The sequence below is a fragment of the Cytobacillus sp. Hz8 genome (genome assembly GCF_042263505.1).
GTDB lineage: Bacteria > Bacillota > Bacilli > Bacillales > Cytobacillaceae > Bacillus_BE.
Window position 1 is genome coordinate 1 of sequence record NZ_JBHKFI010000019.1, and the last position, 19027, is coordinate 19027.

Sequence of the window (19027 nt, forward strand, 5' to 3'; positions counted from 1 at the left end):
TTTAGGAATAAATTCAGCGCAAAGGGGAGTATGAGGGAAGCTTCCCTCATACTCCCCCTCAATAAAATAATATAAATAGTGGATTACTGAGAGTATATTCTTCATACACAAACTTCTTGACACAACCGACTTTTTTAAATTTATTCGCGAAAACAGGCATTTTATTCGCGAATGCCTTTTTTATTCGCGATTTTGAAATAATGCTCGCGACTTTCATGAAATACTCGCGAAATATTTAGGTTGCTCGCGAAAATGAGGCATCCTTTTTTTAGTCGTCCGAATTTGCCCTATCTCCATGCTTCATAGAGAAGACGGATTCCTTCCTTGATTTCCGCTTCACTTAATCCCCCGAACCCTAACATGATTTGCGGTTTATCAAGCATTGGGAGATCTTGATAATAAATCGAAGTCGGATACACTTTCACCTCTACCCGTGCAGCTTTTTCAATCAGCGCTTCCTCACTGTCCTTTTTCTGAATTTCTAACAAGAGATGTAACCCTGATTGATCTCCAATAATCCTCACTTGATCCTGAAAATATTCACGGATTGCTTGGACAAGCACCTTTTGTTTTTTTCGGTACAGTGTCCTCATTTTATTTAAATGTCTATCCCAGTGACCTTGCTTCATAAAAAGCTCCAGGGTTTTTTGATGAATTCGGGAAACCGTTTGCTTTTGAAAGTTAATTTCCTGTTGGTATTTTTCCATTAACTGAGTTGGAAATACAAGATAACTTAGGCGCATCGAGGGAATGAGTGATTTCGAGAACGTCCCTAGATAGATCACTCTTCCTGCTTGATCTAATCCTTGAAGAGAAGGAATGGGTTTTCCTCGATAGCGAAACTCCCCATCATAATCGTCTTCTAATATGTACGAATTCTGTTCATTAGCCCATTTCAATAACTTTCGGCGCTTTTGGATCGACATAACCGATCCAGTTGGGAATTGATGAGAAGGAGTTACATATACAAGATTACTTTTACTTTTTTCTAATTCAATCATATTTAAACCATCTTCTTCAATATGAACGGGAGATACACCTAAATCATAAGAAAGAAACATCTCTCTTGAACGGTGAAATCCAGGTTCTTCCATTGCCACCTTCCAATTCTGCCCCATTATTCGACAAAGATTGCTGAGCAAAATTTGTGTTCCTGCACCGATCACAATTTGATTTGCCTCACATCTTACTCCTCGAGAATAATAAAGATAGGAAGCAATCTCCTCCCTCAGCCCCTTCTCTCCTTGAGGATGCCCTCCTAATAGAAGCTCTCGATACTCCGGCCTTAAGCATTCATCTGTTAATCTCCTCCAAATAGAAAAAGGAAAATGCTCTGTATCGACGAATCCCTGATTATAATCATATTGAATTTTTCCAGCACTTTCTTCCTTTAGTTTTTCTCCTGAACTCACTTTAAATGGAACTTGATTGGATAAGGAACCTTCCAACTCAGCAACAAATAGCCCTACTCGAGGCTTACTAATTAGATAACCCTCCGCCATCAATTGAGCATAGGCATTTTCCACTGTATTTATACTAAGTTGCAAATGCTCAGCTAATTTTCGTTTAGGTGGCAAACGCCCGCCTTCCTTAAGCTTCTTTATTTCTATTTGCTCCTTCAAATACTCATATAACTGTACATATAATGGCTTTGGACTGTTTTCATTTAAAAATGGAGAAATATCCATCTCGCTCCTCCTCATTCCTGACCCCATTAAATTTTTCTTAACTGGTACTTTTGATGGGTTCAAAACTAAACTACACTCATTTTGTAAAAAAAAATAGAAAATGTAAAGAGAAAATGAGGAGGATTTTTCATATGAGAATTATCAAAGAGCTGCAAACAGAGGAAGAATTCATGGATGGTTTTTCGATCATGAAAGAATTAAGGACCCATTTAAATTTACGAGAATATAGTACCCTTCTTCAAGAAATGAAAAAGGAAGGCTATCAAATGTTTGCACTTTATGATAAGGGTGAAATCAGGGCAGTTACAGGGATTTGTTTACGAACCAACTTCTATAACGGAAAACATGTCTTTGTTTATGATTTAGTGACCAAAGCGGGAATGCGCTCAAAAGGCTATGGGGCTGAACTGCTACATTTCATAGAAGAATATGGAGCAAATCATGGAGCATCGATAATTGAATTAACGTCTGGTCTGCAAAGAATGGACGCCCATCGTTTTTATGAGAAAAAAATGAACTTCGCCCGCACGAGTTTCGCATTTAAAAAAATGATTAAATAATTTTCCTGAATTTTCATGATATAATTTTTTCTATAAGAAACGGAGGGGAAATATGAACATCACAGATTTAGTAGAAGAATTAGATACTGCTTATATTCAAACATTTGCTAATCATAAAAAGACCAGTTGGGGCCACATGTTTTTTAATGAAGCTCAACCAAACTACTATGATGCCAATCACGCTCAACTCCTCAATGCTCCTGAAAAACCAGAGGAAGTAATTAATGAAGTCATTCAGTTTTACGAACAGAAACGGCTAACTCCGCGTTTTTACCTTTATCAGGCTGATAATTTACAGGATTTCATAGCTAAACTTAAAGCAAGTGGTTTTGGCTATGAAGATTTTTCTCAATCGGTACAGCAGTGGAATGGCCAGATTTCAGAAGTAAATCAGGATCCGCAAATTTCATTTGAACTTGTTGATCAACACAATTATCAAGAAGTCTTAAATATTGAATGCTCCATTACAGAATTTGGAGGAAGGGAAATTCGAAAATCAGCATTTCAATCCGAATTTGCTCATCCTGCCTTTACCTACTACTTGCTAAGAAAGATGGGAGTCGCCTGTTGCACAGCCTGCATTTTTTTTGATGGTCAGCAAGCAAGGCTTGAAAGTGTTGCGACATTGGAGACATATCGTGGTCAAGGCCTAATTGGCCAACTGATCTATTCTCTTCAACAAATTGTGAAGGAAAAAGGAATCAGGATTTTTTGGGTATTTCCCATCAATGAACGAGTCGAAAAGGTTTATAATCGTTACGGCTTTCAAACCATAGCGAAAATAAAAACAGGGCATGCCTTTTTAAGAGGGAAAGGGATTAAAGAAATTAGGGAATCTTAATGGACTCAAAAACAAGGCTGCCACAGCTTTGTTTTTATTTTTTAAACATAGTTATTCATCCATGCTTCGATCTCTTTTTTTCATAAATATATAGAGAAGGAGGGATCAATATGTATCAAGTTGCTTTAGTGTTTTTTGCTTGTATTTTAGCTGGTTTTGGTTTAATAAAAATACCAGCTGTTTGGATATTTGCAGGCAGCTTCCTTGTATTCCTTAAAGTAGTCGGAGTTATTGTCATCATCATCTTCTCATTAGCACTTTTATACCTTGGCTTTAAAGCTTTGTTTTCACAAGGGCTATAATCATGAAGTTCCTTAGGGCTGATATTATATCAGCCTTTTTTCGTAAGAATCATTTTTATATAATATGTGTTCTTATTGGTTATTAAAAGTGGGAACGTTATAATAGAAGATAGGTTTTACATCAATAGTGGAATTGGCTTGAAAGGAGCAAAAATAATGAATATCCCAAATGTGAATGAAACATTGGAACTACTACGAAAATTAGTATCCATCCCGAGTCCATCTGGCAATACGTCTGAAGTAATTACATTTGTTGAGTCCTTTCTATCTGAACTGGACGTTACAACTCAGAGGAACCATAAAGGTGCGCTTATTGCTACATTACCAGGTAAGGATTCATTAAACCATCGAATGTTAACTGCCCATGTCGATACATTAGGAGCGATCGTAAAAGAGATTAAACCATCTGGCAGATTAACAATCGACCAGATAGGCGGATTTACATACAATTCGATTGAAGGCGAATATTGTCAAATTCAAACCAACGCCGGAAAAGTCTACACAGGAACGATTCTCATGCATCAAACCTCTGTCCATGTATATAAGGATGCCGGAAAGCAGGAACGCAATCAAAAGAATATCGAAGTTAGAATTGATGAAGTAGTTCATAATGCAGAGGATGTCCGTCAATTAGGAATAGAAGTTGGAGATTTTGTATCATTCGATCCGCGTGTTCAAATTCTTGAGAGTGGTTTTATTAAATCTCGTCACCTTGATGACAAAGCAAGCGTAGCCATCTTACTGCAATTAATCAAACAAATCATACAAGAAAATATTCAACTTCCTTATACCACTCACATTCTCATCTCGAACAATGAGGAAATTGGCTATGGCGGAAATTCCAATATTCCCCCTGAAACGGTGGAATATTTAGCTGTTGATATGGGGGCAATCGGGGATGGACAACAAACCGATGAATATACCGTTTCCATCTGTGTAAAGGATGCAAGCGGTCCGTATCACTACTCACTTCGAAAAAAATTAACGCATCTTGCCATAGACAATGGGATTGACTATAAACTGGATATTTATCCTTATTACGGATCAGATGCATCCGCTGCAATTCGTTCGGGTCATGATATCGTCCATGGGCTGATTGGACCTGGAATCGATTCATCCCATGCCTATGAACGCACGCATAAGTCTTCGATTAAAAATACATATAAATTGCTCTTCCATTACATCCAATCGGAAATGGAAGTTTAATCAATCAATATGAATGAATGAGAGCCATAAACTGGTTCTCATTTTTTTATTACCTACATAAAGTGAAACTTCCATCAGTGGGGGTTTTCGAAGCACAGGACGTGAAGTGTGCAGACGTCGCGATTGACGTCGCGCTTTTAGTCTGCCATTCCTCCCCCACTGATGGTTAGTCACGCAAAGCCTGATTAATTTTTCTAAGGGCTGAAGCCCAAAGAAAAATCTTATTTCACTTATCAAGCTCATAACGCCACGTCCTGTGGCTTCGCCTGACTAGGACCTTAATCCCTCGTCGGACCTTTACGGACAGTTGATCTCCCACTTATCTTCTTCGTATTCTCAGAATCTTAAAGTGGGAGTCAAAATGTCCGTTAAGAGTGGGATAAATAAATAATGAGAAAAAACGTGTTTTCTAGTTAAAAGCCTAAACCTTTCTTATTTGCATGGCATTAATTAAATAAGAAGGGAGATGAAAAAATGTCAAGAAGAGAACAGAATTTTATTGATTTTGCCCGTGATCATATCCATCAAGAAGTAGAAGTTGTTACAAGTGATGGAACCTTCACAGGTACGCTCATTTCTGTCCATAGCGATCATCTTGTATTGGAATCAAGAATAAGAGGTCGTGAAACCAGAATTGCCATTCGAATTGCTTTAATTGTCGCTTTATTCCGTATTGTTTTCGGACGACGAGGTCCATTCTTTGGCTTTAATGAACAAGAGCAAACAGAGGAATCAAGCAGCCAAGAGCATCATGAAGATTAGGCAAAAAGCAATGAAGGATTGAGTCTTTTTTCCTTCCTTGTTTTCTTTTTCTGCCTAATTTTAAACAAAGAAATGTGAAATGTGGATAAATTTTGAAATTGTGATTATTCTCTCAAAATGCTTGAAATATGAAGATTAAATGTATTATATTAGGTTTAAGAAATAGAATATAAAAGAACCTTCGGCTGGCACCGAAGGCTCTTACACAGCTGACTACAAGTAGTGTAGCGGCCAGTATAAGGAAAGAAATAACCTTTGCCCTAACAACTAGCCATAGCGGAGTGGGTTATTTCTTTTTTTGAGTAGAGATTACTACTGCAATCACTGAAACTATCAAAGATGAAAACGTTACCATTAACGTTAACGCTTCATAAATTGTTATCAACGCGACACCTCCCTTCTCGGAAGTGTGCCGCTACCCACTCTGCCTTAGCTGTGTTAGTAAATTATAGCAAAATTTGGACTATTTTACATCTTACTTTTGATGGATAATTATTCCTATTTTTAGTTTACATAAAATTATTATTGTTAATCATTAGCTTAGGTTTTCTCTTTCAACAATTGACGAAAAAGATGATCCCGATTTTCACTATCTAAAAACCGCGGATCTTCCACAATGGCCTTTAGAATTTCCCGCTTTTTTCCGGGATCTTGAACAAGCTTCGCAATCGTTTTTCTGCACTCAGCTAAAAAATCAATATAATCTTCATATCGTTCATCAAAGGTCTCCTCCAAGTTTTGACGAAGCTTTTTAGTAAGAATGGGACTTGCGCCTGATGTAGAAATTGAAAGGGTCAGCTTTCCTCTTTTTATTATGGAAGGGACAATGCAATTCGATTTTTCAAATTCATCCGCTGCATTGATGAGCTGATTTTTTTCTGCGGAAGCTCGAACAAGTTCGTTTGTCTCGTAATCGTTGGTTGCAGCAATAATAAGAAAAGCATCCTGAAGATCAGCAGGATTGAACCCCTTTTCTTTCCAGATAATTTCCCCAGCTTGAGCAAGTCGTGATAGCTCCCCAGTAATTTCGGGACTTATGACCTGAATTTGTGCATGTGAGGCAAGGAAGCCCTTCACTTTACGGGTTGCCACTGCTCCCCCACCAACAATAACAATTTTTTTGTTTGCTAAATCAATATGAAGCGGATAATACTCTTTCATGAACGTCCGTTCCCTTCCAATAGAATGATTGAGAATGATTGACTTCCTTCATTCTTTTACAAAGCAATTCGATTAAAGCGTCATCAAAGCCTATTGGATTACATAATATCATGTCTATGTTCGAATATTGAAGGCTTTTTTTACATACAAATTGTTCGATTTGAACGGTAAATCCTCCTGACAACAGCAAATAAGGAACAATATATAATTTATTAGTACTTGCTTTTACTTGATTTTGTAATACTTCCCGATAGGAAGGATTCCCCTTAAGATATCCGATTTCAACTTTGCTTTGAATCGATTTCCTTGTTAAAACCGCTATTTGTTCAAATTCTATTGCTGCTTGTCCTTCACGACTTCCATGACCAATTAATAGAACTTGCTCATCCACTTGATTTTCAAATTTCTTTTCAGTTAGCCTTTTTTTGATTATTTTTACCATAACTTCATCTACGCCAATAGGGTTAGCATAATGAAATGAAACTTGAGGAAACTGTCGTTTTGCCTGTTCCATTTCAAATGGAATATCCACATTCGCATGTATACCCGGGAGTAAAAGAATTGGGAGTATCGTAATAGCTGTCGCACCTTGATTGACACACTTATTGATTGCTTCAGGAATTGATGGAGAGGCTTTTTCGAGAAATGCAAGACCATGAATCGGTACGTTAATTGCCTTCTTTACTTTCATAGCAAACCAGATAAAATCTTGATTCCCCTTTTCAGTGCGGCTTCCATGTCCAACTAAGATAACAGCTTTCATTTTAATCACTCCCCTAAATCCTTCTTATTTCTTTTAAAATGAACTGCTTAAAGATTCTACAATGGCGTCATTTGTAGGTCTTACTGGCATTCTTCCCGGATTAAGACCAAATCGAACAGCTGTTTCCCAGGTCTTCTCACCCATACATACCACTTCAAGTTCTGCAAATTTGTCTTCTGATATTAAACCTTGACTTAAAACTGTTTGATAAAAAATTTCCACTGAAGCACTGCTTGGAAAAATAACGGTATTCAATTCTGCTTCACTAACCATTCTTTGAAAAATGGGAATAAATTGCTCATCTATCCATTTTTCACTTGTTTGCAAGAAGTCGAAATTCCCATATTTGTCATCGAAACTCGGATTCACACCTTCAGGGCCAACAATTAATAATGATCCATCCGGTTGCATTTGCTGTTCATGTGCAGCGGCAAATCCTTTTTGTTTCAAAGCTTTGATTGATTTCGAAGAGCACCCGTAAAAGACTGCTTTAATTTTACGAACATCCATTCCAACTTCAAATAATTGTTCAAAAAATTCTTCCACTGCTTCATCTGAAGTAAAAAGGATGCGATCGTACGTATCGATCATGGATAAAATATTTTGATCGATGGCAAAGGTGTTTTTCTTCCATTTTGGAAACTCAATCACATCTGCCCCTTGATCCATTAAACTTTTTGCAAGATTGCTTGATTTTATACCAGTCCGTGCCAATATTATTTGACGACCATATAAAGGCTTTTTTTCAAACCAACTGATTTTTTCTCTTAAAGATACAATATTACCAACTAATGTGATGGCTGGATTCGTAAACTTTTCCGCTTCCACCTTTTTTGTAATAGTGGCAAGGGTTCCTTCTAATGTTTTTTGTCTGCCAAAGGTTCCCCATTGAATAAGGATCACGGGAGTATCCGCCGACTTTCCATTATTTATCAGATTTTCACATATATATGGCAGATTCGCAATCCCCATGTAAAAGGCAATCGTCTCAATTCCATGGGCAAGTCCTTGCCATTCCAGCCGCGACTTTCCTTCTTTCGTTTGATCATGTGCGGTGACAACTGCGAATGACTCTCCGAATTTCCTATGAGTTACGGGAATCCCAGCGTAAAGAGGAGCGGCAATGCCTGAGGATATACCTGGAACAATTTCAAATGGGATCTGATGGTGATGCAAAACCTCTGCCTCTTCCCCTACTCTGCCAAAAACACCAGGGTCTCCCCCTTTTAGGCGTACGACGCTCTTCCCTTCTAATGCTTTCTTCACAAGAAGCTCATTAATCACTTCTTGGCGTAAAACATGGCGATTTGGTAATTTTCCGCAATAGATGAATTCACAGTTTGCTTGCGCGAATTCAAGCAGCTTTGGATTCGCAAGTCGATCATAAAGAATTACTTCTGCTTTTTGGATTGCTTCTTTCCCTTTAACCGTGATGAGTCCAATATCTCCAGGACCTGCCCCCACTAAATAAACTTTCCCTTTGCTCATTATTTCGTCATCCTCCAAGTTGTCTCATGATCTTTTTGTTCAAAAAGGAGGCAGGACTCTCGTCGCCTCCTTTCTTCTATTACATTTTTAAGAGGACAGAATCCTCAACCACTTCAATAGGATAGGTTTTTACTTTCCCGTAACCAGGTGATTCAACCGTACCATCCAGTAATGAAATTTTCCAATCAGAAATTGGACAGTAAATATATTCTCCAGAAACTAACCCATCTGCCAAAGTTCCCCCTTTAGGTGATGGACTTCGATTTTCAATTGCTCTGACATGTCCATTGGAGAGGCGAAATAGAACAATTTCTTCTCTATTTACACGAACCACTTGTCCCATTCGCTCCGGCAAAGAAGAATAACTAGCTAATTCTATTGTTTGTATTGTTTTTTCCATTGACTTTCACCCTCCATAATTAATTTACTGTAACAGGAATTGAACGAGTTTCATAGTATTTTTCCCGAAGGTCTTTATTCTCTAGTACTTCCTTCCATGGCTCAACATATCTTTCAAGTGTTTTATCAATTCGTTCATTAAGCTCTTTTCTTGTTTGTTCATCCGCTAAAACTTCTTTAATATGATCAAGGCCAACACGTTCTAACCACTTAGAAGTCCTTTCTAAGTAATTCGCTGTTTCACGATAGTATTGAAGATAAGCTCCTGTTAACCCCATTACTTCTTCTTTCGTTTTAACCGTACCTAATAAATCACCTGCTCGGAGATCAACTCCGCCATTTCCGCCGACATAAATCTCCCAGCCACCGTCGATGCCAACAAAGCCAATATCTTTAATTCCGGCCTCTGAACAGTTTCTTGGACAGCCGGAAACACCCATTTTCACCTTATGAGGGGTATCCAGTCTTTCAAATTTTTTCTCTAATTCAATTCCTAAGTCCATTGAATCCTGTGTGCCATAGCGGCAGAATTTTGAGCCAACACAAGTTTTCACCGTACGAAGCGTTTTTCCATAAGCATAACCAGATTTCATTCCGAGATCTTCCCAAACATTAGGAAGGTTTTCCTTTGAAATTCCCATTAAGGCAATCCGTTGTCCACCTGTCATCTTCACAAGCGGAACTTCATATTTCTCTGCAACATCGGCGATTTTCTTCAAGTCCTCTGCTGTCGTAACCCCACCGTACATTCTAGGAACAACCGTATAAGAACCATCCTTCTGAATATTGGCATGCATTTTTTCATTGACAAGACGGGAGTCACGATCATCCGCGTATTCTGCTGGATAAATCATTCCAAGAAAATAGTTCAATGCCGGACGACATTTTGAACAGCCTTCTTCTTCCTTCCATCCAAGAACATTCATCACTTCTTTTACGCTCATAAGACCTTTTTCTTTAATTTCAGCGACTACCTCATCTCGACTTAAAGTCGTACATCCACATAGAGTTGCTTTTGTTGCTGCAGCAGAATCAAATTCATCTCCTAAAGTATAGGCCAAAATATCCGCAATAATTGGTTTACAGCGTCCGCATGAACGACCTGCATTGGTGCATCCACCAACTTCATCTACTGTAGTTAAGCCATTGGTACGGATGGCTTCAACGATGGAACCCTTCGTTACGCCATTACACCCACAAACCAGTTCATCATCAGGCATTGCTGATACATCACTTGCTTCAGCACTACCGCATGCATCGGATTGCAGAATAGAGCCGCTATTTAAACCACTCACATCTTCCTTCTTCGATAGCATTCTAAATAATCTTGTGCTATCTTTCGTGTCACCATAAAGCACGATGCCAACGATAGACTTATCTCGAATAAGAACCTTTTTATAGACACCCTCAAATTCATTATGAACTTTAATGGATTTTGTGGTGGCATCGTCAAAAATTTCACCAGCAGAGTAGAGATCAATTCCGGAAATTTTTAAACCTGTTCCGACAACAGATCCTTCATATGGATTTGGTATATTACTACATAACTTTTCTGCTAGGATCTTCCCTTGCTCATATAATGGAGCGACCATTCCATAGACGATTTCTCGGTGTTCTGCACATTCGCCAACAGCATAAACATTTGCTACTTTCGTTTCCATGAAATCATTAACGACAATCCCGCGATTGACGGGAATTCCACCATCTTTTGCTAATTGAACATTTGGTTTAATGCCAACTGCCATAACCACTAAATCAGCATCAGCAATCGATCCATCTTTAAATTTAACTCCCGTAACCCTTGTATCGCCCAAAATTGCAACTGTTTCCTTTTCCATAAGGAAATTCATCCCTTGGGATTCTAATTCTTCTTTTAACATTTGAGATGCCGTCTCATCAAGTTGTCTTTCCATTAAGTTTGGCATTAAGTGAACCACATCAACCGTCATTCCCAAATTCAATAATCCTCTGGCAGCTTCCAATCCTAGAAGTCCACCACCGATGACAACCGCTTTTTTATAATCTTTAGCTGTTTTGATCATTGTTTCACAATCTTGGATATCACGAAATCCTGTCACACCCTCTTTATCAGCACCTGGAATCGGCAAAATAAATGAGTTTGAGCCAGTAGCGATAATTAATTCGTCATAATGTACCACTCTTCCATTTTCTGATGTGACGATCTTATTATTGGGATCAATCTTTGTAATTGCTTCTCCTGTAAATAACTCAATATGATTTTCCTTATACCAATTCCAATCATTCATAATAATATCTTCAATCGTCGTATCTCCCTGAAGAACGGTTGATAATTGAATGCGGTTATAATTGGGATGAGGTTCATTTCCAAAAACAGTTATATCAAATGCATCCGCATTTATTTTTAAAATTTCCTCAATCGTCCGAATGCCAGCCATTCCATTTCCAATCATGACTAATTTCTTTTTATTCATTGATTAGGCCCTCCCCTGATGTACTTTTATATGTTCAACACTTCACATATGTTATTTATGTACCCATTTTATTCGTTTTACTTTTAAAAATTTGTGAAGTAGGTCACATATCGATGTGAAATTCAATTTTATTCATAAAATCTTCACAAAATTTCACTTCATCACTATGGTAAATTGAACAATAAGTATGTATTGATTAACGAAATGATTTCAGTGGCTAAATATATAACCATAAAACATCCTTCATTTTAATGATTAAGTATGTATGTCAGAGATTCATAGAAAAAACCTAGCAAGCAGCATCACTCACTAGGTTATTCTTTATACTAATAAAACATCTATGTCACAATGATAATATTGTTTATAGAGAAACAGAAACATTTCTGCTTCTTTTTTCCGCTGTTTCTTTCTTCCCATGCATGAAATGATATAAAATAATGGTTGCTAATGCACAGATTCCCATTGTAACATACATGCCGCGGTATCCAGTTAACGGAATCATAAATCCAAGAAGATACGGACCAATGCCATATCCTACATCGATAAAGATAAAGAAGGTGGACGTTGCTAATCCCATTCGATGCGCTGGTGTCACCTTGATTGCAACGGCTTGGGCGCTTGACTGGAAATTACCAAAGCCAAACCCGATTACAGCACCAGCAATTAAAAGGATAATTCCATGATTTGCAGTACTTAACAAGAGCATTCCAATCGCAAAAATAAAAAGGGCAGGATACATAATCATATTGGCCCCCTTCAGATCAAACAATCGTCCTGTGAAAGGGCGCGATACCAAAATTGCAACGGCATAAACTAAAAAGAAGAAACTAGCGGCATCCACTAAATGGATTTCCATTGCATAGAATGTAATAAACGACATCACACTTGAGTAACAAAAACCGGCAACTAAAGTAACAAAAGCAATGGGGAGAGCTTTTGTTTCTACAAAATTAGTAAACTTGAAGCCTTTCGATTCTCCGGTTTTCTCCTCTGTAAATGAGAGATTCGGCACTTGAAGAATGAAGGAGGTCAATAGACTAATGATTCCTAAGGCCACACAAAATATAAAAATCACATGAAAGTTGGTGTGCTGACTCAAGTACAAACCAACAAATGGACCAATCGCTGTCGCTAATGTTGCACTCAAGCTGTAATAGCCAACACCTTCCCCGCGTCTAGCTTCCGGTATGACCTGTGCTACAATCGTTCCAGTTGCAGTGCTTCCTATCCCCAGGGCAATCCCGTGGACAAAACGATTCGCAAGCAGAAACGAAAGGCTATTAATGCCAAAGTATAAGAGAGTTGCCAATGTAAAAAGAATCAAGCCAACTATGAGGATCTTTTTTCTGCCGACAGAATCGATGATTCTCCCAGTAGCAAGTCTTCCGACAAGTGCCCCAATAATAAAGATTCCGGTAACCAGTCCAGCTTCACTTGTAGATGCATGAAATTCATCCACTGCGAAAACGGAAATGGTGACCATTAATAAATAAAATACTAGTGTTAAAAAAAAGTTGATGGACGAAACGATAATAAAATCCTTCGTCCATAGTCTCGGATTTAAATGACTCATACATCTTTCCCCTTATTCAAATTCTCCCGTATTTCCCCTAAAATTCGTAATCCAGAAAGAACATCTTCTTCAGAAAGTCCTTCTAAATATTTCACTTCCATTTGATCAAGCTTGCTCCGAACTTCAGCAAATACTTTCTTTCCTTTTGCTGTAAGCTGCATTCTTTTTTCTCGCTTGTCTTTTCCAGGAATATGTTCAACGAATTCCATCTCCTCCAGGCGATTGATGGTCCTTGTCACAGTTGGCTTCTCCACTCTTTGATGCTTCGAGATTTCAACAAGCGTTGCTGATTGGGAATATTCTAGAATATCCATAATTGCCCATTGAGCTCGATGCAAGTCATATTGTGCAAGAAGCGCATTTGTTTCATTCAAAAATAACCGGTACGTCATCATAAACTCATAAAAAAACTGACGATAATTTTCCATTCTTACCTCTTTCTAAAAATAGTTACCAAAAGTAATAGTTATCATAGGTAACTATATTAAAGTATAAACACGCTATTTGTCAAGTCTCGAAAGCATGGGGACGGTTCTTTGCTTCAAAGAAACACAGTCTCCAAAGATAAATCCAAAAATAGATTCATGATCAATAGCCTTTTCATTTTTATATGATTAAATCCATCTACTTATAGAGTTGATTTGGACATATTTTTCCAGTAAAAAAATGTATAGTTCAACATCCATCTGCAATCCAAGCATTAAACCCACGCTGACTAAAAAAAAGGATGCACAAATATTTAAAATGCCACGAATGAAAAATCATGGGATTGGCTTCAAAATAATTGGATTAAACTTCTCAATCAAACGTTTGATTGAATTTCCATAAAGCTTTGGGGCATATTTACAAGAATACTCCCCAAAAAAATGGTCTGTAACCACAGGCTTTTGTATCAGAGTAAAGGGCAGAACCCCCTTATTCTATCGATAAAGAAAAGCCCTACAGAGATACTCTCCGCAGAGCTTTCTTCATAAAGTTAATCACCAATTCACTTTATTGATGATTTTGGAGATGAGGAACCAATCTCAATTGTCTCACAATTTACCCAACAAATGATTCTGAAGCTGATCTCTTAAAGCCCGCTTCAAAAATTTCCCGACCGATGTTTTTGGAATTTCTTTCATAAACACAATGTCGTCTGGAAGCCACCATTTGGCAAACTGTGGACGGAGAAATTCTAATAATTCTTCCTTCGTTACTTTCGCGCGGTAGGTATCTTTCAGAACGACACAGGCTATCGGACGTTCCTGCCACTTTTCATGAGGGACCGCCACTACACTTGCTTCGAATACAGCCTCATGTGCCATCAGGGCATTTTCAATATCCACTGAAGAAATCCATTCACCTCCACTTTTGATTAAATCCTTCGTTCGGTCTACAAGTTTAATGACCCCTTCCTCATCAATCGTAGCTACATCACCTGTGTGAAGCCAACCATCGATAAACGCTTCACTCGTCCGGGCATCCTTATAATATTCATCTGCAATCCAATTTCCGCGCAAACACAACTCGCCCATTTCTTTGCCATCCCAAGCCACTTCCCCCTCCCCAGAAATGACTTTCATTTCCACACCAGGAACGAGTAAGCCTTGCTTTGAACGAATTTCTAAAATATTCTCTTCGTCCAAATCCACTTGATAGCTTTTCAGACGCGAAACGGTAACCATTGGTGTCGTTTCCGTCATTCCATAGGCATGCAGGAATGGAATATTGTATTTTTTTTCAAAGGTTTTTATCATTCCTTTCGGTGCAGCTGAACCTCCGCATATCAGTGCTCGAAGCGACGATAAATCATATTTCTGCTGCTCGAGCACCTGTAAGACACCTAACCAGACGGTTGGTACACCTGCTGAGAATGTGACCTTTTCTTGTTCGATTAAATCAAGAAGCAGCTTTGGTGTAAACTGTGGTCCAGGCATAACCTGAGTCGTTCCAAACCAAGTGGCAGCAAATGGAAGCCCCCAGGCATTTACATGAAACATGGGGACAATCGCCATCGCGATATCCTTTTCAGAAATGGCCATTGTGTCAGACAATCCAAGGGCAAAGCTATGAAGAACGAGACCGCGATGTGAATAGATAACACCTTTTGGATTCCCGGTTGTTGCAGAAGTATAACACATAATAGCCGGATCATTTTCATCCAAATCCGTAACAAAGGAATAATTTTCATTTCCCATCTCCAGTAAATCTTCATAAGAAAAAACGGGTGAAAGCGTTGTTGCGGGGAGCTCCTCCTGATCCGTCATAATAATGAAGGCTTCCACATTTGTTAGCTCATCCTTTACTCGTTCAATTAAAGGAAGAAGGTCTTCGTCAATCAGGAGAACCTTATCCTCCGCATGATTAACGATATAAGAGATATGCTCAGGTGATAAACGAATATTGACGGTATGAAGAACTGCTCCCATTCCTGGTGCAGCGAAATAAGCTTCAAGATGACGATGATGGTTCCAAGCAAAGGTTCCTACTCTGTCTCCCCGCTGGACTCCCAATTTTTCCAGTGCACTTGCAAGTCTTCTCGTTCTTTTTCCAATTTCACGATATGTTAAGCGGTGAATTCCAGATAGGGTTCTTGATACAACCTCTTTTTTCGGAAAAAATTGTTCCGCTCTTTCTAATAAAGCTCCAATTAAAAGTGGGGTATTCATCATATTGCTCTTTCCTCCATTGAAAGTTATTTTAATTTTCTGATTTCTAAAGACCTATTCTCCACTCAAAAGTTCTTCTAATTGTTTTCGCAAAATAAATTTTTGAATTTTTCCACTCGCATTTCGGGGCAGTTCATCACAGAAAATGTATTTTCTTGGCCTTTTATAGCGGGCCAATTTCGCACTGCTCTTCATCCATTCATCTAATTCTTGTTCTGTTAAAACAGCGTCCTTTTTCACAACGAAGGCTATGACTCTCTCACCCCAATGGTTATCTGGTTCTCCAATTATGGCAACATCTAAGATACCGTCATGCTCATACAGAAGATCTTCCACTTCTCGAGGATAGATATTTTCTCCTCCGCTAATAATCATGTCATCAACGCGGTCCTTGACCCATAAGTACCCTTCCTCATCCAAATAGCCAATATCCCCGGAATGATACCATCCCTTATACTTGGCTTTTTCCGTTGCCTCCTCTTGGTTAAAATAACCGCTCATCATACAAGGCCCTTTGACAATGATTTCTCCAGGCACACCAGATGGCAAAATATCATCGGGGTCAGATGGCCCCTCTTCATTCGGACGCACAATCCGTATTTCATGATTAATAAGGGCTTGGCCTGCAGATCCTGCCTTGCGAATTTGATCCTCCTCTGTTAAAAAGGTAATTGCTGGCCCCATTTCGGTCATGCCATAGGCTTGAACGAGCTGAACTCCGAGTCTTTCTTGACATGCATATACAAGCGTTGGCGCCATTGGAGCAGCTCCATATAACCCAAATTTCAAGCTCGATACATCATATTGTGTTAGGTCCTCTTGAAGGAGCATATTCCACATGGTGGGAGCCGCAAAAAACTTTGTGATTTTTTCCTGTTCGATCAGCTGAAGGACGAGCTTTGGTTCAAAGTGGTGGATGATGGTGCTTTTGGCGCCAATCTGTACTCTTGGAAGGAAAGCACAATGCAGCTCTGCGCAGTGGAACATCGGTGCCATCACCAATCCGTTATCATTAGATGAAAGCCTTGTCCCATGAATACAAATTAAACTTTGCTCTGCCATATCCCGATGACGATGTAAAACACCCTTTGGTCTCCCTGTCGTCCCACTCGTATACATAATGGCATAGAGGTCCTCTTCATCAATTTCCATTTCAATTGCTGTGTTTGGAGCAGAAGCAACCTTTTCATGATAGCTTGCTGCATAGGATGGAGCTGGGTCATCTATGGACCAGAAGGAAATGTGAGGAAAACGATTTTCAATGATGGAAATACTCGATTCAAGAGCTTTTTCAAATAGGACAATCTTTGGCTCAGCATCACTTAATATATAGGAAACTTCTTCAGCCATTAAGCGAAAATTAATGGGATTAAAGACAGCTCCTATTTTGGCACAGGCAAAAAAGGTGGTCGCTAACTCTTCTGTATTAAATATAAAGGTAGAAACACGATCACCCTTTCTTACTCCCTCATCAAACAGGGCGTTGGCAAGCTTAAGCACTTGCTCATTCCATTGTTTATACGTATAGCGAAGATTTTTGCGAACATCATAGAGGGCTTCTTTTTGAGGGTACTTCCTTACGGTTAGATCGAAAATATTTCCGAGTGTTACACCCATTCCTTTTCCTCCCATTTCATTGATATTGGTGGGTTAAGCAAAACCCATGATGATATAGAAAGATAAAGGGATAATAATTTAGAGCGAATCATCCCTTTATCCGCAAAACCATTTTTAAGAGTGTAGCAAAAAGAAATAATTTTAGAGGCCTAAATTTTTTGCAATGATGGTTTTCATAATTTCATTGGTACCGGCATAAATGCTTGAAACAGGAATATCACGGAAGCGTCTGGCAATCTCGTATTCTTCCATATATCCATATCCGCCATGCAATTGCATGCATTCTGTTGCGATTTTTCTCGCATTCTCCGTTAGCTTCCATTTTGCCATTGAAACCTTAGTAACAATGTTTTTCCCGGCGATATGGTCTTCAATTAAATGATCAAGAAAAACTCTTCCCATTTCTATTTCTGTTGCCATCTCGACGATCTTAAACTGGGTGTTTTGAAATTGACTGATAGATTTACCAAATGCTTCGCGGCTTTTCACATAATCGATGGTCATTTGCAGCATTTTTTCTGAAGAGGTCTGTGCAGCAATGGCGACTAAAAGTCGTTCCTGCTGTAATTTATCCATTAAATAGAGGAATCCTTTCCCTTCTTCCCCAAGAAGATTCTCTTTCGGGACCTTACAATCCTCAAAAATTAATTCTGCTGTATCCTGGGAATGAAGCCCTACCTTATTCAGCTTTCTTCCTCTTTTGAAGCCAGGGGTATCTCGCTCCACGACAAGTAGACTTATTCCTTTATGCTTTGGAATAGCTTCGGGACGGGTTTTACAAGCAACTATTACCAAGTCAGATTGAATTCCATTTGTAATAAAGGTTTTTTGTCCGTTTAAAAGATAATAATCATCTATAAGCTTAGCCGTTGTTTGAATGTTTGCTAAATCGGATCCCGTTCCTGGTTCGGTCATTGCAATAGCAGTGATGATTTCTCCTGTCGCACATTTTGACAGCCATCTTTTCTTCTGTTCTTCCGTTCCAAACGAAGAAATATAGGGAACCACAATATCATTATGAAGACCAATTCCAACTAAGCTTGACCCTACTCTTTCAAGCTCTTCATTAATCACAACTGAATAGCCCCAATCGACCCCGCTTCCCCCATAAGCTTCATCAATATCTGGGCATAAATAGCCCTGAGTTCCCATCTTTCTCCAAAAGGAACGAGGAATCATCCGCTCCTCCTCCCATTTTTCATAAAATGGGTAAGCTTCCTTTTCTAAAAACCTTTTTAAAGATTTTCGAAAAATATCATGCTCTTCTTGTAAATATGGGTGACTCAAATTCAGTATCTCCCCTCATAAGTTATTTGAATTTCATGTAAGCGCTTTCAACCTTGTGTCAAATTCCTTTTAAGCAAGTCATTTCACTCCCTATATTCTTATTTCAAAATTTGCTTGTTCCATGACGAAAAAGTTGATATTTTTCCGACTTCGTACCTAGTTTCGTACCTTCCTTATAGTTCGCTAACTAACAGATTTTTTCCTGCTTTGTTAATAGATTCCTCCTACGAATTTTCAAAAAAAATGGTACTCTTTAATTAATAAAAGATTTACACT

At 38.6% G+C, this 19027-nt stretch carries 17 protein-coding genes; 5 read left to right on the forward strand and 12 right to left on the reverse strand.

Going from position 1 to position 19027, the window contains the following annotated elements; genetic code table 11:
• Window positions 1-287 precede the first annotated feature (287 nt).
• Window positions 288-1688, reverse strand: coding sequence for a MocR-like pyridoxine biosynthesis transcription factor PdxR (gene pdxR, locus ACE38V_RS18525; protein WP_375843575.1), 1401 nt, complete (start codon window positions 1686-1688; stop codon window positions 288-290).
• 131 nt (window positions 1689-1819) lie between these two features.
• Here pdxR and ACE38V_RS18530 point away from each other — a divergent pair, with 131 nt between their 5' ends.
• The 5 genes from ACE38V_RS18530 (at window position 1820) to ACE38V_RS18550 (ending at window position 5359) form a co-directional block, all read left to right on the forward strand.
• Entirely contained in the window at window positions 1820-2248 is a 429-nt protein-coding gene (locus ACE38V_RS18530) for a GNAT family N-acetyltransferase (protein ID WP_375843577.1), read from the forward strand.
• Window positions 2249-2300: 52 nt separating this feature from the next.
• Complete coding sequence (locus ACE38V_RS18535; RefSeq protein ID WP_375843579.1) at window positions 2301-3089, forward strand: GNAT family N-acetyltransferase; 789 nt, start codon at window positions 2301-2303, stop codon at window positions 3087-3089.
• Between the two features lie 110 nt (window positions 3090-3199).
• Entirely contained in the window at window positions 3200-3391 is a 192-nt protein-coding gene (locus ACE38V_RS18540; RefSeq protein WP_375843581.1) for a hypothetical protein, read from the forward strand.
• Window positions 3392-3547: 156 nt separating this feature from the next.
• Entirely contained in the window at window positions 3548-4597 is a 1050-nt protein-coding gene (locus tag ACE38V_RS18545; RefSeq protein ID WP_375843583.1) for a M42 family metallopeptidase, read from the forward strand.
• Window positions 4598-5071: 474 nt separating this feature from the next.
• The gene (locus ACE38V_RS18550; RefSeq protein ID WP_375843584.1) at window positions 5072-5359 is read left to right on the forward strand and encodes a hypothetical protein; all 288 of its coding nucleotides are present in this window, start codon (window positions 5072-5074) and stop codon (window positions 5357-5359) included.
• Window positions 5360-5645: 286 nt separating this feature from the next.
• Here ACE38V_RS18550 and ACE38V_RS18555 read toward each other — a convergent pair whose 3' ends face one another.
• The 11 genes from ACE38V_RS18555 to ACE38V_RS18605 form a co-directional block, all read right to left on the reverse strand.
• Window positions 5646-5744: a putative holin-like toxin gene (locus ACE38V_RS18555; RefSeq protein ID WP_375843586.1), complete on the reverse strand. Its 99-nt coding sequence runs from the start codon at window positions 5742-5744 to the stop codon at window positions 5646-5648.
• A 155-nt stretch (window positions 5745-5899) separates the two neighbouring features.
• Window positions 5900-6520 (reverse strand): NAD(P)-binding protein, encoded by a 621-nt coding sequence (locus ACE38V_RS18560; RefSeq protein ID WP_375843587.1) that lies wholly within the window; start codon window positions 6518-6520, stop codon window positions 5900-5902.
• Complete coding sequence (locus tag ACE38V_RS18565; RefSeq protein WP_375843589.1) at window positions 6492-7283, reverse strand: sirohydrochlorin chelatase; 792 nt, start codon at window positions 7281-7283, stop codon at window positions 6492-6494. Before ACE38V_RS18565 ends, ACE38V_RS18560 begins: the two co-directional genes overlap by 29 nt.
• Before the next feature lie 33 nt (window positions 7284-7316).
• Window positions 7317-8771, reverse strand: a complete 1455-nt coding sequence (gene cobA, locus ACE38V_RS18570; protein WP_375843591.1) for a uroporphyrinogen-III C-methyltransferase — start codon at window positions 8769-8771, stop codon at window positions 7317-7319.
• 79 nt (window positions 8772-8850) lie between these two features.
• Complete coding sequence (locus ACE38V_RS18575; RefSeq protein ID WP_375843593.1) at window positions 8851-9171, reverse strand: nitrite reductase (NAD(P)H) small subunit; 321 nt, start codon at window positions 9169-9171, stop codon at window positions 8851-8853.
• A 19-nt stretch (window positions 9172-9190) separates the two neighbouring features.
• On the reverse strand, window positions 9191-11623 hold the full coding sequence (gene nirB, locus ACE38V_RS18580; RefSeq protein ID WP_375843595.1) for a nitrite reductase large subunit NirB: 2433 nt from the start codon (window positions 11621-11623) through the stop codon (window positions 9191-9193).
• A 361-nt stretch (window positions 11624-11984) separates the two neighbouring features.
• On the reverse strand, window positions 11985-13196 hold the full coding sequence (locus ACE38V_RS18585; protein ID WP_375843597.1) for an MFS transporter: 1212 nt from the start codon (window positions 13194-13196) through the stop codon (window positions 11985-11987).
• Window positions 13193-13624, reverse strand: a complete 432-nt coding sequence (locus ACE38V_RS18590) for a MarR family winged helix-turn-helix transcriptional regulator (RefSeq protein ID WP_375843598.1) — start codon at window positions 13622-13624, stop codon at window positions 13193-13195. The genes ACE38V_RS18585 and ACE38V_RS18590 overlap by 4 nt, the downstream gene beginning before the upstream one ends.
• A gap of 606 nt (window positions 13625-14230) precedes the next feature.
• Window positions 14231-15850, reverse strand: coding sequence for a long-chain fatty acid--CoA ligase (locus ACE38V_RS18595; RefSeq protein WP_375843601.1), 1620 nt, complete (start codon window positions 15848-15850; stop codon window positions 14231-14233).
• 51 nt (window positions 15851-15901) lie between these two features.
• Window positions 15902-17464, reverse strand: a complete 1563-nt coding sequence (locus ACE38V_RS18600; RefSeq protein ID WP_375843603.1) for a fatty acid--CoA ligase — start codon at window positions 17462-17464, stop codon at window positions 15902-15904.
• A 141-nt stretch (window positions 17465-17605) separates the two neighbouring features.
• The gene (locus tag ACE38V_RS18605; RefSeq protein WP_375843604.1) at window positions 17606-18751 is read right to left on the reverse strand and encodes an acyl-CoA dehydrogenase family protein; all 1146 of its coding nucleotides are present in this window, start codon (window positions 18749-18751) and stop codon (window positions 17606-17608) included.
• Window positions 18752-19027: the final 276 nt, after the last annotated feature.

What these genes read in the sequence shown, in the direction of transcription:
- pdxR (WP_375843575.1), bottom strand. Translation starts at nt 1,688, where the DNA reads ATGGATATTTCTCCATTTTTAAATGAAAACAGTCCAAAGCCATTATAT.
- ACE38V_RS18545 (WP_375843583.1), top strand. Translation starts at nt 3,548, where the DNA reads ATGAATATCCCAAATGTGAATGAAACATTGGAACTACTACGAAAATTA.
- ACE38V_RS18550 (WP_375843584.1), top strand. Translation starts at nt 5,072, where the DNA reads ATGTCAAGAAGAGAACAGAATTTTATTGATTTTGCCCGTGATCATATC.
- ACE38V_RS18600 (WP_375843603.1), bottom strand. Translation starts at nt 17,464, where the DNA reads ATGGGTGTAACACTCGGAAATATTTTCGATCTAACCGTAAGGAAGTAC.
- ACE38V_RS18590 (WP_375843598.1), bottom strand. Translation starts at nt 13,624, where the DNA reads ATGGAAAATTATCGTCAGTTTTTTTATGAGTTTATGATGACGTACCGG.
- ACE38V_RS18530 (WP_375843577.1), top strand. Translation starts at nt 1,820, where the DNA reads ATGAGAATTATCAAAGAGCTGCAAACAGAGGAAGAATTCATGGATGGT.
- ACE38V_RS18595 (WP_375843601.1), bottom strand. Translation starts at nt 15,850, where the DNA reads ATGATGAATACCCCACTTTTAATTGGAGCTTTATTAGAAAGAGCGGAA.
- ACE38V_RS18560 (WP_375843587.1), bottom strand. Translation starts at nt 6,520, where the DNA reads ATGAAAGAGTATTATCCGCTTCATATTGATTTAGCAAACAAAAAAATT.
- ACE38V_RS18585 (WP_375843597.1), bottom strand. Translation starts at nt 13,196, where the DNA reads ATGAGTCATTTAAATCCGAGACTATGGACGAAGGATTTTATTATCGTT.
- ACE38V_RS18575 (WP_375843593.1), bottom strand. Translation starts at nt 9,171, where the DNA reads ATGGAAAAAACAATACAAACAATAGAATTAGCTAGTTATTCTTCTTTG.
- cobA (WP_375843591.1), bottom strand. Translation starts at nt 8,771, where the DNA reads ATGAGCAAAGGGAAAGTTTATTTAGTGGGGGCAGGTCCTGGAGATATT.
- ACE38V_RS18565 (WP_375843589.1), bottom strand. Translation starts at nt 7,283, where the DNA reads ATGAAAGCTGTTATCTTAGTTGGACATGGAAGCCGCACTGAAAAGGGG.
- ACE38V_RS18540 (WP_375843581.1), top strand. Translation starts at nt 3,200, where the DNA reads ATGTATCAAGTTGCTTTAGTGTTTTTTGCTTGTATTTTAGCTGGTTTT.
- ACE38V_RS18535 (WP_375843579.1), top strand. Translation starts at nt 2,301, where the DNA reads ATGAACATCACAGATTTAGTAGAAGAATTAGATACTGCTTATATTCAA.
- nirB (WP_375843595.1), bottom strand. Translation starts at nt 11,623, where the DNA reads ATGAATAAAAAGAAATTAGTCATGATTGGAAATGGAATGGCTGGCATT.